The following is a 16,627-nucleotide window of genomic DNA, read 5'->3' on the forward strand; positions in this document are numbered from 1 at the left end:
AATGACCTCGTGCAAAGGTAATGATGTATGATATTATGATAGTTACCAATGATCGAGGTGGTTATATTAGGGAGGCATAGGTAATTCCATGAAACAAACCACTATTTTATATGTACCTATTGGACGATTAACATTCGATATGGAAATAGCGGAAACTTACTATAGAGAAAGTTTGGATTGGCTGACGAAGGCATATGGTGATGGGGTAATCGCCCCGAAGCAGATCCTGACCTCGCCAGAATATTTGAAGGACTTTTTAGAATCGGTGAAAGATCAGGAGATCGATACCATCCTTTATCAGAGTGTCACGTTTGCCGATGGAGAATTCATGGTCCAAATCTTGGATTATTTCCGTGAACCTGTGATTGTATGGTCGGTCCGTGAACCGAGTGTAGGAGGCCGCTTGCGCTTAAACTCACTCACTGGAGGAAATAGCACAAGTAACGTGCTGCGTAATCATAACCATCCTTTTGCGTTTGTGCTTGGAAATCCGGATGAGGAAGCTCTTCAGACCCGTTTGGTCAAAGAAATAAACGTCATGAAGGTCATAAAAGCCTTGAGCAAAATGAAAATAGGCGTTGTTGGTGACTATCCCCCAGGTTTCTTTTTCTCGGATGCGAGTGAACCTGAACTTAAAAAGACGCTTGGCGTATCTTTGCAGAAGTTTGATCTGCAGCAGGCATTTGATGAATGCGTGCATCTTCCTGAAGAAGAATGGACTCCTGAAATTGATCGAGCAGAACAGCAAGTGATTGGACTCAACCGCAAGGATGAGACGGTCAAGAAGTTTGCACAGTTCTCCACGTATATCAAAAAGCAAATTGAACATGAGGAAATTAGTGCCCTTGCGATGCGCTGTTGGCCTGATTTCTTTAATGAACTAGGAGCAGCACCTTGCTCCACACTCTCTCAATTTACGGAGGATGGGTTGGTAACCTCATGTGAGTCGGATATTCACGGTTCCATATCCATGTTTATTTTAAGAGAGCTTTCTGGAGGGAAAGCGCCGTATTTGGGTGATCTTGTTCATGTGAATGAAGATTCCAATTCGGTTGTGTTCTGGCACTGTGGTGCTGGTGCCTATTCTCTCGCTAACCCGGCTACAGGGGCTACAGCTGGTGTACATCCGAATCGAAAAATAGGTTTTGCCATGGATTTTGGATTAAAAGCAGGAGAAGTGACTATCTTTAGAGTAAGTCATACTCCAGAAGGATATCGCCTTTTAGTTCTTAGAGGAGAGGCACTAGATGTGGAGCAGCCCTTTTCAGGTACTTCAGTTGAAGTCGCTCTACAAACAGATGTAACGGACACGCTCTATGAGATGATGCATGCGGGTTATGAACCTCACTTCGCTCTCGTATATGGAGATGTTGCAGATGAACTGGTTGAATTAGGTCGCATGCTGCGTATTGAGACCAAACTATACGCTGCACCGCGAACTAGAGAGAAAAGGGCCTCTTATTTGCTAACTGGTGTTGGATCCGGGAATTAAAAGATCCCAAGAAAGCAAAAGGAGTTTGATATTGTTGAAGAACGTTCCTAATAAGCAGGCTGCTCTGTACTTACAAGTAAAAGAAGTTCTTATCCAAAGAATTCAGGATAAGATCTGGACCCCAGGTAATCTGATACCGACAGAGCAGGAGTTAATGCAAGAGTTTGATGTGAGCCGTACAACACTTCGCCAGGCCATCAATATGCTTGTACAAGATGGTTTGCTGGAGAAAACGCAAGGCAGAGGAACGGTTGTCAAAGCACAGCCTCTTTTCGGAGGAAGTTTGGGCAGATTAAAAGGTCTGGCTGAAGAAGCGACCGAACGAGGATTGACATCCAATTCCAGATTGTTACGTGTTGGTTTTATGAGTCATCTATATTATGAAACTTCGATGCTTGAGCTGGAGGAAGGGGAAGAGATCCTCGTTATTGAACGGATTCGTTTTACGGATGAGACTCCGATCGCCCTTGAGCGTTCGTGCTGGCCAGCGTCCATAGGAAAGATCTTGGAGAAATATGATTTAAATGATGCCAAATTTTATGAGATTCTTGAAAATAACGGAGTTAATCTAAAACGAGCTAAGGATAAGGTATCCGCCATTAATGCGACCTTATATGAAGCCGACTTACTGGGTATTCGTGGTGGTGAAGCTTTGCTGGAAATGCAAAGACTAAGTTTTGGTTACGACGATAAACCACTTGAGTTTACAACGACGAAATTCCGGAGCGACAAATATCATTACGATATTGAGCTTACACGATAATGCTCGGAGGAGTGATCTGAATGGTGAACGAAGTAGAAGTGAAAACATACGGACTATACATGAACAGCGAGTGGGTAACCACTGCAGAAACGATGACGGTGCAAAATAAATACACCCAAGAACCTGCTGCTGAAGTCGCTGTAGCGACACAGGCTCATGTTGATCAGGCCGTGAAATTTGCCAAAGAAGCATTGAAAGAGCCGTTTGCTCCTTATGAGCGCTATAAGGTATTGATGAAAGCAGCTGAATTGCTGCTCGCAAGAAAAGAGCAATTTGCTCAGGTTTTAGCCGCAGAAGTTGGCAAGCCCATTCGAGAATCCCGTGGTGAAGTTGAGCGTGCAGCACAAACGCTGCAGGTATCTGCTGAAGAAGCGAAGCGAATTCAGGGCGAAGGTGTTCCGGTAGAAGCAGCCCCTGGTTCTGAGAATCGAATGGCTTTTACCGTCAAAGTCCCTGTGGGTGTGATCGCAGCCATTACTCCATTTAATGTACCGATGAATCTCGTATGCCATAAAATTGGCCCTGCGCTTGCAGCGGGTAACAGCGTGGTATTAAAACCAGCAGAAGTAACCCCGATATGTGCCCTGATGCTGGCAGAATTATTGCAAGAAGCGGGTCTACCCGATGGACGTTTGCATGTACTGACAGGCGATGGAGCACAAATAGGCGATTGGTTGCTGCAAAATGAAGATGTCAACATGTTTACTTTTACAGGAAGCCCACGTGTTGGAGAGTTGATACGATCCAAGGCAGGACTCCGCAAAGTGGCACTTGAACTAGGGAATAACTCCGCCACTGTCGTTCATCAGGATGCTGATCTGGACAAAGCTGCAGCGCTGATCTCACAGAAGAGTTTTAATAATGCAGGTCAGGTCTGTATCTCAGTACAGCGGATCTACGTGCATGAACATATCTATGAATCTTTTATTGCCAAATTGATTGAGAAAACGAAGAACATCGTGGTAGGTAACCCGGTGGATGAAAAGACGGATGTTGGCCCCATGATTCGCCTCAGTGAAGCGGAACGGGTAGAAGCTTGGGTGAAGGAAGCCGTAGAACAAGGAGCACATATTGAGATTGGTGGCAAACGTGAAGGTGCCGTTTATTATCCTACCATTCTGAGCAACGTTGTCGATGATATGAAAGTGTGCAGACAGGAAGTCTTTGGACCTGTTGTTGCTGTGGCTGCTTACTCTAGTGAAGACGAAGTCATTGCACGTGTGAATGATTCCGATTATGGTCTGCAGGCAGGTTTGTTCACCAATGACCTGAACTTCGCCATGAAGGCAGCACGTGAAATTGAAGTAGGCGGTCTTATTGTGAATGATGCTTCAGCATATCGTGTAGATCATATGCCATATGGCGGAGTCAAAAAAAGTGGTACGGGTAAAGAAGGCCCTAAATATGCAATCGAAGAAATGACAGAGGAACGGATCATCGTCTTCAATCTGTAAATGATAGATACCCAGCCTAGAGGCAACTTTTGTTTCTAGGTTTTTTTACATGCAATTAACTTAAATGTAGGTGAATGAAATGCAATTTCTATCGATACTCCTCCCTATATTCGGAATCTTTGCGATCGGTTATGTAGGACAGAAGAAAATAGGATTTGAAACGAAAAATATATCAAAAATGGCGTTATATCTAATGTCTCCGGTACTGGTATTCCGAACGTTCTATACGACAGATTTTAATATGGATTACTTGTATCTTACGATTTATACGTTTGCCTTGTGCTTTTTCTTAATCCTGGTTGTGTATCTGCTCGCATATGTTCAAAAGTATTCGATGAAAGAAACGTGCGGCCTTATTCTGGCTTCTTCCTTCATGAACAACGGGAACTATGGGACTCCTGTCGTGCTGTTGTTATTCGGAGCGGCCGGGCTGGATGCAGCTATCGTTTTAATGGTCATTCAGCAGATAGTGATGTGCACAGTAGGTGTATATTATGCTGCTAAAGGCAGTCCGGAAGGAGATGGGATCGGCTCTGCATTACGAGCAGTTAAGCGGATGCCCATTGTATACGGAGGGATTATGGGGGCCTTGTTTCAATTGTTACACATTCCGCTGAGCAGTGCTGTGTTAGAGGCGGTGAGCTTGGTCGCGGATGCCGCTATTCCTACGATTATGATTGTGCTGGGCATGCAGCTTGCGAATATTTCGCTTAAGAACATAAAGGAAGCAAGACTGGGTTATTCTTTGCTGGTTAAGCTTATGATCTCCCCGTTTATTGCATATCTCTTCACCTTAGTACTCCCAGTGGATCCAATGGTCAAACAGATCATGATTATTATGGCGGCCATGCCGACTGCAGCGAATACGACCATGTATGCCCTTCAATATGGCACGGAACCTGAATTTGTCTCAGGTGCCACGTTGATAAGTACACTTGCAAGCCTTGTTACTCTTCCAATTATTTTCACACTTGTTTTGTGATATTTCAGAAGAAGGGAAAGGGGAAGGGGAAGGGGATTAGGCAACGCAATAAAACCAACAAAGCAGCTGACCAAAGTGATCGGCTGTTTTTTCAACTACCGGGCAGGATAGGATAATCATTTTATCGAACATATTGATGAGGAATTGATGAAAGTCAAGTGACTAGGAGTGAGGGTATGAAATTATTACTAACTTCTGCAGGTGTTAATAACCAAAGCTTACACGACGCGTTAGTTGGCATGTTGGACAAGCCGATCGCCGACTCCAACGCCCTGTGCATTCCCACCGCGATGTACGGACACCCCTGGGTTGGCCCAGGCGTCAAAACCTGGCAGTTCATCAGCGGGAAATCCGAGAACCCCATGGTCGACCTCGGCTGGAAGTCTGTAGGTGTGCTGGAGCTCACCGCACTGCCAAGCATCAGTAGAGACCACTGGGAGCCCCTGGTCCGGGAAACAGACGTCTTGCTGGTATCGGGTGGCGACGCTCTCTTCCTATACCATTGGATGCGGCAATCCGGACTGGCAGACCTCTTGCCTTCACTGAAGGCCGTTTATGTGGGAATGAGCGCCGGCAGTATGGTGATGGCACCTAAGATCGGGGAATTTTTTGTTGGGTGGACTTCACCTACCGGTGGCGATGAAACGCTGGGACTGGTTGATTTTGCAATTTTTCCGCATCTTGATCATGTCATGCTGCCAGATAACACTATGGCTGCAGCTGAGAGCTGGGCCGCAGAGATTCAAGGGCCGGCATATGCAATCGATGATCAAACCGCCATTAAGGTGATCGATGGAGCAGTAGAAGTGGTTTCCGAAGGGAATTGGAGGTATTTTACGCTCTAAGATTCCTCACTGCTGTGGTAACGGGGTACGATAAGTCATTATTACCAAGAAAGGCAGCCGATCACGTAGATCGGCTGCTTTTGTTCTGCTAACGGGCATTTTAGTTGAGGTCGATCCTTTTTGAAAGCTTGACAAGGTCAAAACATTTATATATAACTGAATTAGTTATAACCATTATGGTTATATGTAAAAAATAAAAACTGGAGGTTAACATGAAGATCATAAATCATTTTATACCCGTTTTTACCGAGCAACTGGAGTTAACTGTTACATATTATGAATCTCTTGCTAACCGATCTATGGATCGCACGTGGAATATTCCCGAGGCTGGCTTATCTTTAGCCACAGTATATCCTTACGTTATTGTATCTGGAAGTGCAGAGGCCTTGGAGCCTGCTAGATCACTCCGTGCAGTGGTGTATGTTGATTCCATGAACGAATTGAAGGCAGAATTAAAAAAACAAAATACCCTTATCGTCAGAGATCAGCATGGTCCCATTGGTCCAAGCGTTTTTGTTCAGCATCCTGATGGTAGTTTTATTGAATATGTTGAGCCTGTGCAAGCTTCTGTTTGACTCGGTGCAAAATCATTAAATGTAAAATAAAGCTACTCCTCTGATGGAGTAGCTTTATTTTACATTTGCCTTTATCCGTAGCTGCTCTACAATCTGAGCTAGGGTAACAGAAGCTAGCTCTTGCTCCATAGCCTTCTGTGCATTAGAGAATTGGGGTAATAGAATGGATTCAATGTTCATTCCTACAGAACAATTGGGGTCCGTATCCTTGTGAATTTTGAAAAGCTGATTTCCATCCACAGATTCGACGGCTTGGAAGATATTCAGTAGGGTACATTTTTCAGGAGAGATCAGAAGAGAGGCCCCCGCAACTCCTGGTTTTGTATCAATATAACCTGCTTTTTTGAGCTGGGCCATAATCCTTCGAATTACGACAGGGTTACTATTGATGCTACGGGCAATTCGATCGCCTGTACTATATAGGGGGTCCAGCGAGATCATGGAAAGAATATGGACGGCCATCGAAAAGCGACTACTTATTTGTTTCAATCTACTCACCTTCTTTGCTAAATAGTATAGTTTCATTTAAAGAACAGGTCAATCGACGGCATCATCAGCAGGTAAACAGGTGGGTCAAAGATCACCTCCAAAAACATTACCATTCTCATCATTGCAATTTACCGTCACGTAATGTAAAATCACTTGATGGAAAAAACATGAAGGGGTGGGAGTATGAGGTGGAAACAGAAGACTTACATTCAGTCGACTTGCGTAATTTCATATTTCCATTCCATTAGAACACTAAAGCATTTATTGCTTTAGTGTTTTTATTTTATGGGGGTGTAATCATTGTCAAGGTACAAAAGGGTTCTCGTTAAACTCAGTGGTGGTGCAGTAGCAGGAAACTCTGAATTTGGTTTTGAGCCAGAAAGGTTAGAGTATATTGCGGATGAAATTATGTCAGTAGTGAATTTAGGCGTTGAAGTATCGTTAGTTATAGGTGGGGGTAACATTTTCAGAGGGAATATGGCGGAAAGCTGGGGGATCGAAAGGGCAGAAGCTGATAACATTGGGACGCTTGCGACTGTAGTAAATAGTTTAATGCTTCGTGGAGTTCTTAAAGCCAAGACCCAAAAGGAAGTACGTGTAATGACGGCAATACCTATTACTTCAGTTGCAGAACCATACATCCGTCTGAGAGCAATCCACCATCTAGAAAAAGGCTATCTTGTAATTTTTGCAGGGGGGAATGGTCAACCATACGTTACAACAGACTATCCTTCGGTACAAAGAGCCATTGAGGTTCATTGTGACGCTTTGTTAGTTGCGAAGCAAGGTGTTGACGGTATTCTTAATGCAGACCCTAAATTGGATAAGGATGCAAGGAAATTTCGTTCGCTTCATTACAACGACGTTTTAAAACACAACTTAAAGGTAATGGACCAATCCGCTTTCATTTTAGCAAGAGACTACAATCTGCCAATGCATGTGTTTAACTTCGATAAACCAGGTTCGATGAAAGAAATCTGTGAAGGTAAGAATAACGGTACGATAATTAGTGGCGAATCCGTTTTAGAGTTGGAATGAAATATGTTAGAAATAATACTCTTCCTTGATTTTAGCGGAACGATAGTTCCATAAAAGAAAGTTATAAACACAGACCCACTCCGCCATAGGAGTGGATTTGTGTTTATACTGATATGTAATCTTGTTCCATGGGGAGTCGCTAATTTGGTATTATCCCCTTCTAGTAGACATGAGAAAAAAGACATCTGTTAAGATGAACTTAATCATGTAAACGAAGGGGATTTTTTCATGGCTAAAAAAGGGCAAACATTCCGGCGGTACTCTTTGGATTTGAAATTGGAGGCAGTCCGGCTGGTCAACGAAGAACATATGAGTATACGTGAAGTAGCGACACGTTTAGATATTCAAAATAAATCTCAGGTACAAGTGTGGGCAGCCAAAGCGAGACAAGGAATGAGTCTAGAACCTGCCACACCCAAACGGGGACGCTTTAGAACCAAGTTTTCCAGTATGGAAGAAGAGATGGCGTACTTGCGGGCGGAGATTGAATACTTAAAAAAGCAGTATCCAAATCTACACAAGGAGTGACGAGTAAAGCGGCCAGATTTCAAATCATTGAGGACCTACGGGCACGCCACGGTCTGGTTCGGCTCTTGAAGTTAGCTGCGGTTTCCCGCTCGGGTTATTACAAGTGGAGAAAAAGCATAGCAGCGGCAAAAGAGCGTAGACACAAAGAACATGAACTAGAATCCCATTTGCTTGCCATCCATCGCGTGCATCCTTACTTTGGTTATCTTCGAATGACCGTAGCTTTACGGCGGGAGGGCCTTCGGGTCAACCACAAAAAAGTGCACCGATTAATGAAACAATTAGGTATCTGTTCTGTCATTCGAAAAAAGCGTCGATTCTTTGGAAAACAAGCCTCTGTGGTGAACCCGAATCGGCTGGAGCGTCAGTTTCAGGCGGATACACCACGAACGAAGCTGGTTACGGACATTACCTATATTCGTGCTGGAGAACACTTTGTGTATCTCTCTGTTATTCAGGATTTATACAATAACGAAATTGTAGCGTGGCATCTTTCTGAACGAAATGACCTCGCTTTAGTTCATGACACGCTGGATAGACTCCGTCAGCACGTGGATCTGAATGGCGTAATCCTACACTCAGATCAAGGATTTCAATATACGTCGAAGCCATTTAACCGTAAACTAAACCAGCTCGGCATGCTAGGCAGTCACTCCAGGCGTGGAAATTGCTTAGATAATGCTTGTATTGAGTCTTTTTTCTCTCATTTAAAGACCGAGAAAATATACTTGAATAAGGCAGCAAACAAAGCAGAGGTTGAACAGCAAGTGAGTGAATACATATTGTTTTACAACCAAAACCGATTTCAGAAAAAACTAAACGACCGCTCCCCGGTAGAATACCGGGAAACGGCCGCAGCTTAAATCTTGTCTTTTTTTGTACTGTCTACTTGACAGGGTTATGACCAATTTGGCGGCTTTTTTGAGTGGGTTGAATTTTAGGGCTTAATGGATTAAATGTACAAAAGTTATCTAGCAGACAATTCATACGACAAAAAAGAAAGACTGAATGTTCAAGCCAACATTCGGTCTTTCTTTTTTTGTCAGTGCACTTCATCAGCGTCCATAATTCAAAGTAAGCTCTTTACGTGCTGAAATCAGATCATCACGATGTTTATTTTTTTATTGCTGATGCCAATTTTCATTCACTTGTAGATAACTTTCCTTTCCTGGAGCGGAATACATTCATGGTAAGCGGCAGAGAAGCCAGAAGCATGACTGCCCCAAAAATATAAGGAAGGTTAATGTTTGAATCAAATAAAGAACCTGCAATAAGCGGGCCAAATATGGTTCCAAGACTGGAATATGTGGTATTCAGACCTGATGCATACCCTTGTCGATCTCCTGCGTTTTTGGATATTAGCGTGCTGACGGAAGGCCGCAAAAAAGAATTAAATGCAAAGAATAATGCAGAAGCGAATAAAAGAAAAGCAAGGTTAACTTTAATCAGCATTAACATTAAAGCGATAGGCGCGATAATCAAAGATAGTCTAATTAACTTGATCTCACCCATCCGTTTCACAAACCAATCAAGCAACCAAACTTGAATAATAATACCGATTATGGCCCCTAGCGTAATAATGATAGAGATTGTAGCAGCATCAAACCCGTATTTTTTCTCTACGAAAAGGGCAAATACCGTCTCATAACTCATGAGACCGAAGGTCATAACGAGAAGCAGAAGTAAGTACTTGAAATAGGGAACTTTAAAGGAACTCAAAACTTTTTTTCCAAAGTGATTTCCATCCGGATTGCGTAAAGAGCGCGTTCTTTTCTCAGGCGCAAGTGTCTCGGGCAATAGGAGTGTTAGCAGCGTAGCGACCAATCCAAGACCAGCTGCACAGAAATAAGGCATACGAATGCCCATTTCGGCAATGAGACCACCAAGACCGGGTCCAAGTACCATTCCCAAATTCATGGCTGCTCCAAAATACCCCATACCCTTAGCTCGCGTTTCGTGAGTTGTAATATCGGCCACATAGGCCAAGTTCGATGGAATCATTAAACCTAAGCTGATTCCACCAATAAAGCGAGCGACATAAAGCAGAGGCAATGAAGTCGAAAGCGCAAATATGACATCCGCAACGACAGAAAGAAACATGCCGGCCATGATTAACTTTTTGCGTCCAAATCGATCAGATAATTGCCCTCCCAGAGGTGAAAATAAGAATTGAGCTGCCCCAAATGCAGCGACCAGAAAACCAGCGACAGTTCCGCCCGCATGGAATAGCTTCAAATAATCAGGCAATATTGGAATAAGCATTCCTTGACCCAATAAAGCTATAAATAGATTTAACATTAAAATGAAGAGTGGGAAGCGAACCGACTTTGATAACATAAAATGAGCTCCTTTGTTTACATTGTGTCAACCTTTACACGATGTAAACATCTTAATACGCAGGTGGAGGATTTGTAAATCGCATTTTATAAAAATATCTCAACGATTCAACGACTAGTTGAGCGTCTAACCATATTACCAAGTGATCAGCTGATCAGAGTACAGCTGAATTGGAGAAGCATGTTGTAATAACGCTGAATAGAAAATAGCCAATCATTTATATGGTTGGCTAGTTCTTCGTATATCACATCAAGAACCTCGTGAGGATCACCGAGGCGATAATGAATGATGCTTTGCTCCTTGTGGCCCATAGTATTTCTTTCGTGCAAATCTCTCTAAACTTTTCATAGAATTAAGTTAGTAACATTCCAGCTTTCAATCTTCAATTTTAGAAAACGGAGATTTGATTTTAAAGAATTCCTTATATGTCATTGGTTTTCGGCCAATCAGACGTTCAAGATCCCCAGACGTCTCCGAGAATTCTCCAGTGTTGACTCCACGCACCCAACCTAATAAGAAATCAGTCATAAGAACAGGCATGCCATTCGCTACCATAGTGTCTATATATTCCTTTTCGCTAATTACCTCATAAGGGATAGTTACCTGACTAATCTCCGAGAGGGCTTCAGCGATGTCTGCAAAAGAGCTTCCCTCGCTACCACTTAAAGTATATGACTTATTTTCGTGTCCGTTTTGAGTGAGGACGGCTACGTTGGCTGCCGCCAAATCGTCCAGAGATGCAGCGGCTACTTTACCGGAACCCGCTGGTACTCGTACGCCGACTTTAAGCGCATCTCCGAAATACGAATGCATGACTTCAAGATACGGTGGATTGTGCAGTATGGTATAGGCTAATCCAGATGCTTTAAGTGTTTGTTCGGCAAATAAGTCTGACATCGATACTTCGGGCAAAATAAGATTTGAATTTTCTCTTCGCATGATCGACGTGAAAATCACGTGTTTGACACCAGCCTGTTTTGCAGCTGCGATGACGTTGAAATGTTGCGTATTGCGGTCGGTAAATGCTTGCGCGGAAATCAGCATAACTTTTTCAACACCATTAAAAGCTCGCAGAAGTGAGTCATAATCAAAATAGTCTCCCTGGTGAGCTTCTATACCTTCTTGAACAAACTTTTTGATTTTCTCGGATTCCGGATCACGTACCAATACAGCGATCTGATTGGACGGAACCTTTTTAAGAAGAAGCTCTAGAGTCCTGCTGCCGAGATTACCTGTTGCTCCAGTAATCAGTATTTTACCCATATTAATAACCCCTTTGTACTTTTATTTATGCTTTAATCTATAACAAGAAACCAATCACAACTTTCCGAATCGTTCACCAGTTTTATGACCATATGCTTGACTGAAAGTCCTTGTTTCACATTTTTGTTCTCCAATGAAGGTGAACTGGGTATGATATTATTTTAATGTAACTATTTTTGTTACATTAAAATCAAAAAAAAATTATTAACTTACTGTACAAGGGATGATCCTAATCTTTAAAAAACTTATCGTCTTACATTCGTCAATGCACTTCCCCATTCACCGATTGGTTCAAGCCAGCTAACGATTCTATCATCAATAAGGTTGGTAAGTGCACCTTCATACTCAGCACGATAAGGTTTAGTAAGTTCGTGTTGAACCCAACTTTCTCTTGTTCCCTGCCAGATCTCATAGATGACAAGATCATCAGAATGATCCAGATCATCGGAGACGATCGCATTGACAAAGGCAGGTTCACTCTTGAAGTTACTAATCATTGCAAATAGACTTTCACGGAAAGCTTCTTTCTTACCAGGCTTAATTTTAAAACGTATATTGAGTATGATTTGCTTGTTATTTGTTGACATCACTACACACTCCTTTTATTAACTCTTTAATTTTCTTCATGGTCACAAGTCTCATTATGTACGATGTATCACTTTTAAAATAGTACGTACTTTTTGGTGATATAGTAACCAAATAGTGATAATTGTGATGAAGTAAAGAATAAATTGATTATAAAATTACTCTACTCCACATTTAATCTGCGATATTCATCCTTGTTCAATGTCTTCTCTGCATAATCCTGACCCCAATCACAAAGCGCGCGCAAAGTGGGTTCAAGTGACATACCCATTTCGGATATTGCATATTCCACTTTTGGTGGTACCTGATTGAACATTGTTCTTATAATCAAATGATTACTCTCCAACTCCCGCAACGACTGTACTAACATTTTCTGAGAGATTGATGGGATGAGCCTTTTCAATTCACCAGTCCGTTTAGGACCTTTTATTAAGTAATACAGAATAAGAGGTCTCCACTTTCCGCCAATGACATCTAAGGTTATTTCCAGATCACAATAAAAAGTTTTCAATTGAGAAACACCATCCTCATTTAATTTTTAATTATTATATTACATATGTTGATTCAATCCACCTATCTTGCCGTATATTCTGTCTGTCTAACGGAAAACGATAACTCAATCATGCAAAGAAAGCAGCTGATCCATGTGATCCGCTGCTTTTCTTAATTTGAGGGGAGGATACCTTACCCACAATCATAAGTCTAACTTATTCCCAAACTGATTCCCGAATTCTTGCTTAATGATTGGTAGTTATGGCGCGATTTCTTTAGATCTGAATAATCACGTTTCCCTTTTTGCGTTCGGTCTCTACGTACTTGTGAGCATCAGGCAGACACTCCAAAGGAAATCGACGATCGATTACAGCCTTCAGAGTGCCATTGTTAGTGAGCTCCATAAGAAACTTCAAATTCGCTTTGTTTTGCATGAGACCTGCAGTGGCGAAGATAGCCCGTTTGCCTTTGAACAAAGATGTCCACATCATCTGAATCAGGGTAGACAACCGAGGTTCGGTAGTCAGATACATTCCCGCGGCTGTAAGCACACGCTTGCATTCCATGAAAGAGCGTTTGCCTACAGCATCAAAAACAATATCATAAGCCTTATCCGACTTCGTAAAATCCTCCCGGGTATAATCTATAACGAAGTCTGCCCCTGCATTCCTTACCAGACTTTCGTTCAATTTGGAACAAACACCGGTTACCTCAGCACCAAAAAATTTGGCTAATTGCACGGCATAAATACCGACGGCGCCTGAGGCGCCATTAATCAGCACTTTCTGTCGTTTTCGCAATTTTGCCTGATCTCTTAAAAATGTTAACGCAGTAGTACCCCCGTCACAAATGCCGACGGCTTCTTCAAAGGTAATATTGGCGGGAATAAGTGCAAGAGGGCTATCTTCTGAGATACACATATATTCAGCGTAAGTACCGAAATCCTTGACACTCATTCCCAAAATGCGGTCTCCTGGCTTAAAATGCTGTACTTCCTTGCCGACCGCTTCGATCACTCCAGCAAATTCAGTTCCTCCTATTTCAAATTTTGGCTTGGACAACCCGTATAACAGTTTAATCATAAACGGATCACCTTTGCGGAACGCGCAGTTCGATGGCCCTACTGTGGTAGCTTGAATACGTATGAGCAGTTCCTTGCTTTTAGGCGATGGTTTCGCAATTTCTTGCAATACAATCACGTCCGGTGGACCGTACGAAATTTGAACCATAGCTCTCATGGTAACCCTCCTAACGGTAATTTACGGTAATAGACATTTACATGATGCTCTTGACGTAAGAAAATGGATAGGGAAAGTAAAGACAGAGAAAGAGGTGAAGACCAGAGACAATGAAAGACATCCTGTACAAATACCTGTCAAAATGGACTTCTCTTGATCAGAAAGATCAGCAAGCCATAGTGAACGAAATCCATGTGGAAGAGTACCCCAAAGGTACCGTGCTCTTTAATCAAGGAGATAACCCGACAGCGTGCTATTTCATCTTAAAAGGCTGTGTAAGAAAGTATTCAATTGATGAGGGGGGCAGAGAGGTCACCTCAAATTTCTTTACCGAAGAGCAAGCCATCGCGATGTTTAATCATCATAAACCAGACAAGTCTTCCGATTACACGTTCGTATGCGTAGAAGATTCGGTTATGGTGGTAGGCGATCTGGATAAGGAAATGGACATGTACAAGAAACACCCCCAATTAGAATTCATGACACGCAGAATGGTGGAGGAGAATTTGGGCCAGGTCCAGGATGAATTCGCTTCTTTCATTGCTTCTTCGCCGGAAGAACGGGTCAAGACACTTCTAAATAAACGCCCCTTTCTAATCGACCGGGTACCACAGCATCAACTGGCTAGTTATCTCGGCATTACTCCTGAGTCGCTAAGTCGAATCAAGAAGAGAATCTTATAAAATTTTTACGGGTTTGAACATCATTATTGTATCCAAGGGGCTTTTTCCTTGCATTGACTTAAGTCAATAGAAGCCATAAATGCAGGAATGAGCTCCCTCTATTCGTTAATCCACTCATTAATTCATTAAGAAGAGAAAGTTTGATAAGTGCTATTCCTTTGCTGCATATCACAGAGCTGGGAAATGTGTTGAAGATTCTTACAAGTGTGTAAGGCTATTGTCATTTAAATCAATGGTAGTCACATAGCTGCTCCTTTAGACTAATCCACATATAGGATTATTTTTAAGGGGGAGTTGGCGTGAGGCCTTTAGAAATGCTGCTTTTCTTTTTAAGTGTTTGCTTGTTGGTGCTCCTGTTCCTCAATAATCAACGTATTCGAAAATCAACCTTGCTCGGGACAAGCGGAGCAAGCTTTACTTTTTTAGTGGTACACTTGCTTGTCGAAGGATACAGGATTCAACTTTTTTTTCTATACGGATTCATAATCCTGATGTTTATCATTTCGCTTATTGGCATGTTCATCAAGCCGAAAGTCATTCGGAATGTCTCTCGAATCCGAAAGGTACTCGGCAAATTTTTTATCGGGATAGGGCTAATTACAACAGGGTGCCTCCTCTACGTGTTTCCCGTCTTCAACCTTCCGGTGCCAACCGGTGAGTGGAAAGTTGGCACGCATGCTTTCCATTTTATTGATTCAAGCCGCGAGGAGACGTTTGGGAAAACCGCGAAAGGTAAAAGGGAATTGATGGTTCAGGTATGGTATCCGGCTCAGGCTGGCACTGAGCATTACGCTCCCTTTATTCCTGATACGGAGATTTTGCGTTATATGGCAGGGAATTATGGCCTTCCCGGATTTACGTTTCAGCACCTTCAGTATGTATCCAATCATTCTTTTTTGGAGGCCAAAGTCTCTTCGAAACAGAACGCATACCCATTGATCCTTGCAAGTCCCGGTTTTGGCTCTTCGAGGTTTCTCCACACGACGCAAGCTGAACATCTCGCGAGTCACGGATATATCGTGGCAGTGATTGACCACACCTACAATACATTTGCAACCAAGTTTCCAGACGGTCGAATCACAACCGACTCAACCAACGACTTATTTTCGCCGGATCAGGATTATAGGGAGAGTAGAAGTATTCGCGACAAGTTGGGGGAAGTGTTAACTAACGATGTAATCTTTACGCTGGACCAGTTCGAGCTTATCCAATCGGGACAGATTCCAAGTAATCTAAAGGGAAGGTTGGATCTCGATCACATTGGGGTGTTCGGTCATTCCATCGGCGGAGCGACCGCTTATGACGCTTCATACGATCCGCGAATCACGGTCGGAATAGACCTTGATGGAGGGCTTTATCGTATGAGTGACAGAGAGGGTCTGCAAAAGCCGTTTGTGTTTATCAACTCGGAAAGCTATTTCGAAAAATTAAAAATGGTGATGGAAAACCGGGTATACACGGATGAAGAACTTAAACGCATGGGCTCAACAAGAGAGTGGGAGGATCAAGTAATGGCAGACAAAAAGTTAGAGCTAGAACGGATGCGACTAGCGGCCGACGAAGGGGGGCAAATCCTTTATATCGAAAATACGGAACACTTGAATTTTACCGATGTACAGTTCATTTCACCGATTTTCAACCTGCTGGGCATTACAGGAAAGATTGCACCCCAAAGAGCTAACTTCGCTATCAATGCCTACATGCTGGATTTCTTCAATTTATATCTAAAACATCAAAATGGAACCTTAATGAAAGGACCGAACAGCTTCCTTCCAGAGGTGAAATTCGTAAACTCTCTGTTATAAATTACGGTAGATGGCAGAGTGAAAATGCAAGAGAACCTGTCTTAATTAAGCGTGAAAT

General features: G+C 42.7%; 16 protein-coding genes. 10 read left to right on the forward strand and 6 right to left on the reverse strand.

The features are described 5' to 3' along the window. Positions 1-88 precede the first annotated feature (88 nt). The 6 genes from sftI (at position 89) to AC3RCI_RS07115 (ending at position 6,111) form a co-directional block, all read left to right on the forward strand. Entirely contained in the window at positions 89-1,492 is a 1,404-nt protein-coding gene (gene sftI / locus AC3RCI_RS07090) for a sulfoquinovose isomerase (protein ID WP_492528205.1), read from the forward strand. 34 nt (positions 1,493-1,526) lie between these two features. Beyond that, positions 1,527-2,255, forward strand: coding sequence for a GntR family transcriptional regulator (locus tag AC3RCI_RS07095; RefSeq protein ID WP_492528207.1), 729 nt, complete (start codon positions 1,527-1,529; stop codon positions 2,253-2,255). A gap of 20 nt (positions 2,256-2,275) precedes the next feature. Beyond that, on the forward strand, positions 2,276-3,709 hold the full coding sequence (locus tag AC3RCI_RS07100) for an aldehyde dehydrogenase family protein (RefSeq protein WP_492528209.1): 1,434 nt from the start codon (positions 2,276-2,278) through the stop codon (positions 3,707-3,709). Positions 3,710-3,788: 79 nt separating this feature from the next. Then, positions 3,789-4,691, forward strand: coding sequence for an AEC family transporter (locus tag AC3RCI_RS07105; RefSeq protein ID WP_221807035.1), 903 nt, complete (start codon positions 3,789-3,791; stop codon positions 4,689-4,691). Positions 4,692-4,867: 176 nt separating this feature from the next. After that, positions 4,868-5,536 carry a Type 1 glutamine amidotransferase-like domain-containing protein gene (locus tag AC3RCI_RS07110; protein ID WP_492529834.1) on the forward strand — a complete coding sequence of 223 codons (669 nt, stop codon included), beginning with the start codon at positions 4,868-4,870 and terminating at the stop codon, positions 5,534-5,536. Between the two features lie 212 nt (positions 5,537-5,748). After that, positions 5,749-6,111 (forward strand): VOC family protein, encoded by a 363-nt coding sequence (locus AC3RCI_RS07115; protein ID WP_154892499.1) that lies wholly within the window; start codon positions 5,749-5,751, stop codon positions 6,109-6,111. A gap of 54 nt (positions 6,112-6,165) precedes the next feature. On the opposite strand, the gene AC3RCI_RS07120 is transcribed toward AC3RCI_RS07115, so the two are convergent. After that, complete coding sequence (locus AC3RCI_RS07120) at positions 6,166-6,600, reverse strand: Rrf2 family transcriptional regulator (RefSeq protein WP_492528211.1); 435 nt, start codon at positions 6,598-6,600, stop codon at positions 6,166-6,168. A gap of 300 nt (positions 6,601-6,900) precedes the next feature. Between AC3RCI_RS07120 and pyrH the strand changes: the two genes are divergently transcribed. Further along, positions 6,901-7,638, forward strand: a complete 738-nt coding sequence (gene pyrH, locus AC3RCI_RS07125; RefSeq protein ID WP_492528213.1) for a UMP kinase — start codon at positions 6,901-6,903, stop codon at positions 7,636-7,638. 228 nt (positions 7,639-7,866) lie between these two features. Further along, a protein-coding gene (locus AC3RCI_RS07130) for an IS3 family transposase (protein ID WP_492528215.1) occupies positions 7,867-9,029 on the forward strand; the annotation gives its coding sequence in 2 pieces (ribosomal slippage) (positions 7,867-8,131 and positions 8,131-9,029; 1,164 coding nt in all). Positions 9,030-9,306: 277 nt separating this feature from the next. Here the strand turns inward: AC3RCI_RS07130 and AC3RCI_RS07135 are convergent. The 5 genes from AC3RCI_RS07135 to AC3RCI_RS07155 form a co-directional block, all read right to left on the reverse strand. Beyond that, positions 9,307-10,503 carry an MFS transporter gene (locus AC3RCI_RS07135; protein ID WP_492528217.1) on the reverse strand — a complete coding sequence of 399 codons (1,197 nt, stop codon included), beginning with the start codon at positions 10,501-10,503 and terminating at the stop codon, positions 9,307-9,309. 375 nt (positions 10,504-10,878) lie between these two features. Next, complete coding sequence (locus AC3RCI_RS07140; RefSeq protein ID WP_336780997.1) at positions 10,879-11,766, reverse strand: SDR family oxidoreductase; 888 nt, start codon at positions 11,764-11,766, stop codon at positions 10,879-10,881. Positions 11,767-12,011: 245 nt separating this feature from the next. Continuing rightward, on the reverse strand, positions 12,012-12,353 hold the full coding sequence (locus AC3RCI_RS07145) for an antibiotic biosynthesis monooxygenase (protein WP_154892494.1): 342 nt from the start codon (positions 12,351-12,353) through the stop codon (positions 12,012-12,014). 161 nt (positions 12,354-12,514) lie between these two features. Then, a complete protein-coding gene (locus AC3RCI_RS07150; protein WP_154892493.1) occupies positions 12,515-12,862 on the reverse strand; it encodes a winged helix-turn-helix transcriptional regulator in 348 nt (115 codons plus the stop codon). 256 nt (positions 12,863-13,118) lie between these two features. Continuing rightward, a complete protein-coding gene (locus AC3RCI_RS07155; protein WP_492528219.1) occupies positions 13,119-14,081 on the reverse strand; it encodes an NAD(P)-dependent alcohol dehydrogenase in 963 nt (320 codons plus the stop codon). 110 nt (positions 14,082-14,191) lie between these two features. Here AC3RCI_RS07155 and AC3RCI_RS07160 point away from each other — a divergent pair, with 110 nt between their 5' ends. Both AC3RCI_RS07160 and AC3RCI_RS07165 read left to right on the forward strand, forming a co-directional pair. Beyond that, positions 14,192-14,764 carry a Crp/Fnr family transcriptional regulator gene (locus tag AC3RCI_RS07160; protein ID WP_154892491.1) on the forward strand — a complete coding sequence of 191 codons (573 nt, stop codon included), beginning with the start codon at positions 14,192-14,194 and terminating at the stop codon, positions 14,762-14,764. 299 nt (positions 14,765-15,063) lie between these two features. After that, positions 15,064-16,569, forward strand: a complete 1,506-nt coding sequence (locus AC3RCI_RS07165) for an alpha/beta hydrolase family protein (protein WP_492528221.1) — start codon at positions 15,064-15,066, stop codon at positions 16,567-16,569. The last annotated feature ends 58 nt before the right edge of the window (positions 16,570-16,627 follow it).

The organism is Paenibacillus sp. MT124, from assembly GCF_058792755.1.

Bases quoted from the DNA above. Each gene is read 5' to 3' on its own strand.
- sftI (WP_492528205.1), top strand. From the start codon at position 89: ATGAAACAAACCACTATTTTATATGTACCTATTGGACGATTAACATTC.
- AC3RCI_RS07100 (WP_492528209.1), top strand. From the start codon at position 2,276: ATGGTGAACGAAGTAGAAGTGAAAACATACGGACTATACATGAACAGC.
- AC3RCI_RS07105 (WP_221807035.1), top strand. From the start codon at position 3,789: ATGCAATTTCTATCGATACTCCTCCCTATATTCGGAATCTTTGCGATC.
- AC3RCI_RS07110 (WP_492529834.1), top strand. From the start codon at position 4,868: ATGAAATTATTACTAACTTCTGCAGGTGTTAATAACCAAAGCTTACAC.
- AC3RCI_RS07115 (WP_154892499.1), top strand. From the start codon at position 5,749: ATGAAGATCATAAATCATTTTATACCCGTTTTTACCGAGCAACTGGAG.
- AC3RCI_RS07135 (WP_492528217.1), bottom strand. From the start codon at position 10,503: ATGTTATCAAAGTCGGTTCGCTTCCCACTCTTCATTTTAATGTTAAAT.
- AC3RCI_RS07140 (WP_336780997.1), bottom strand. From the start codon at position 11,766: ATGGGTAAAATACTGATTACTGGAGCAACAGGTAATCTCGGCAGCAGG.
- AC3RCI_RS07145 (WP_154892494.1), bottom strand. From the start codon at position 12,353: ATGTCAACAAATAACAAGCAAATCATACTCAATATACGTTTTAAAATT.
- AC3RCI_RS07155 (WP_492528219.1), bottom strand. From the start codon at position 14,081: ATGAGAGCTATGGTTCAAATTTCGTACGGTCCACCGGACGTGATTGTA.
- AC3RCI_RS07160 (WP_154892491.1), top strand. From the start codon at position 14,192: ATGAAAGACATCCTGTACAAATACCTGTCAAAATGGACTTCTCTTGAT.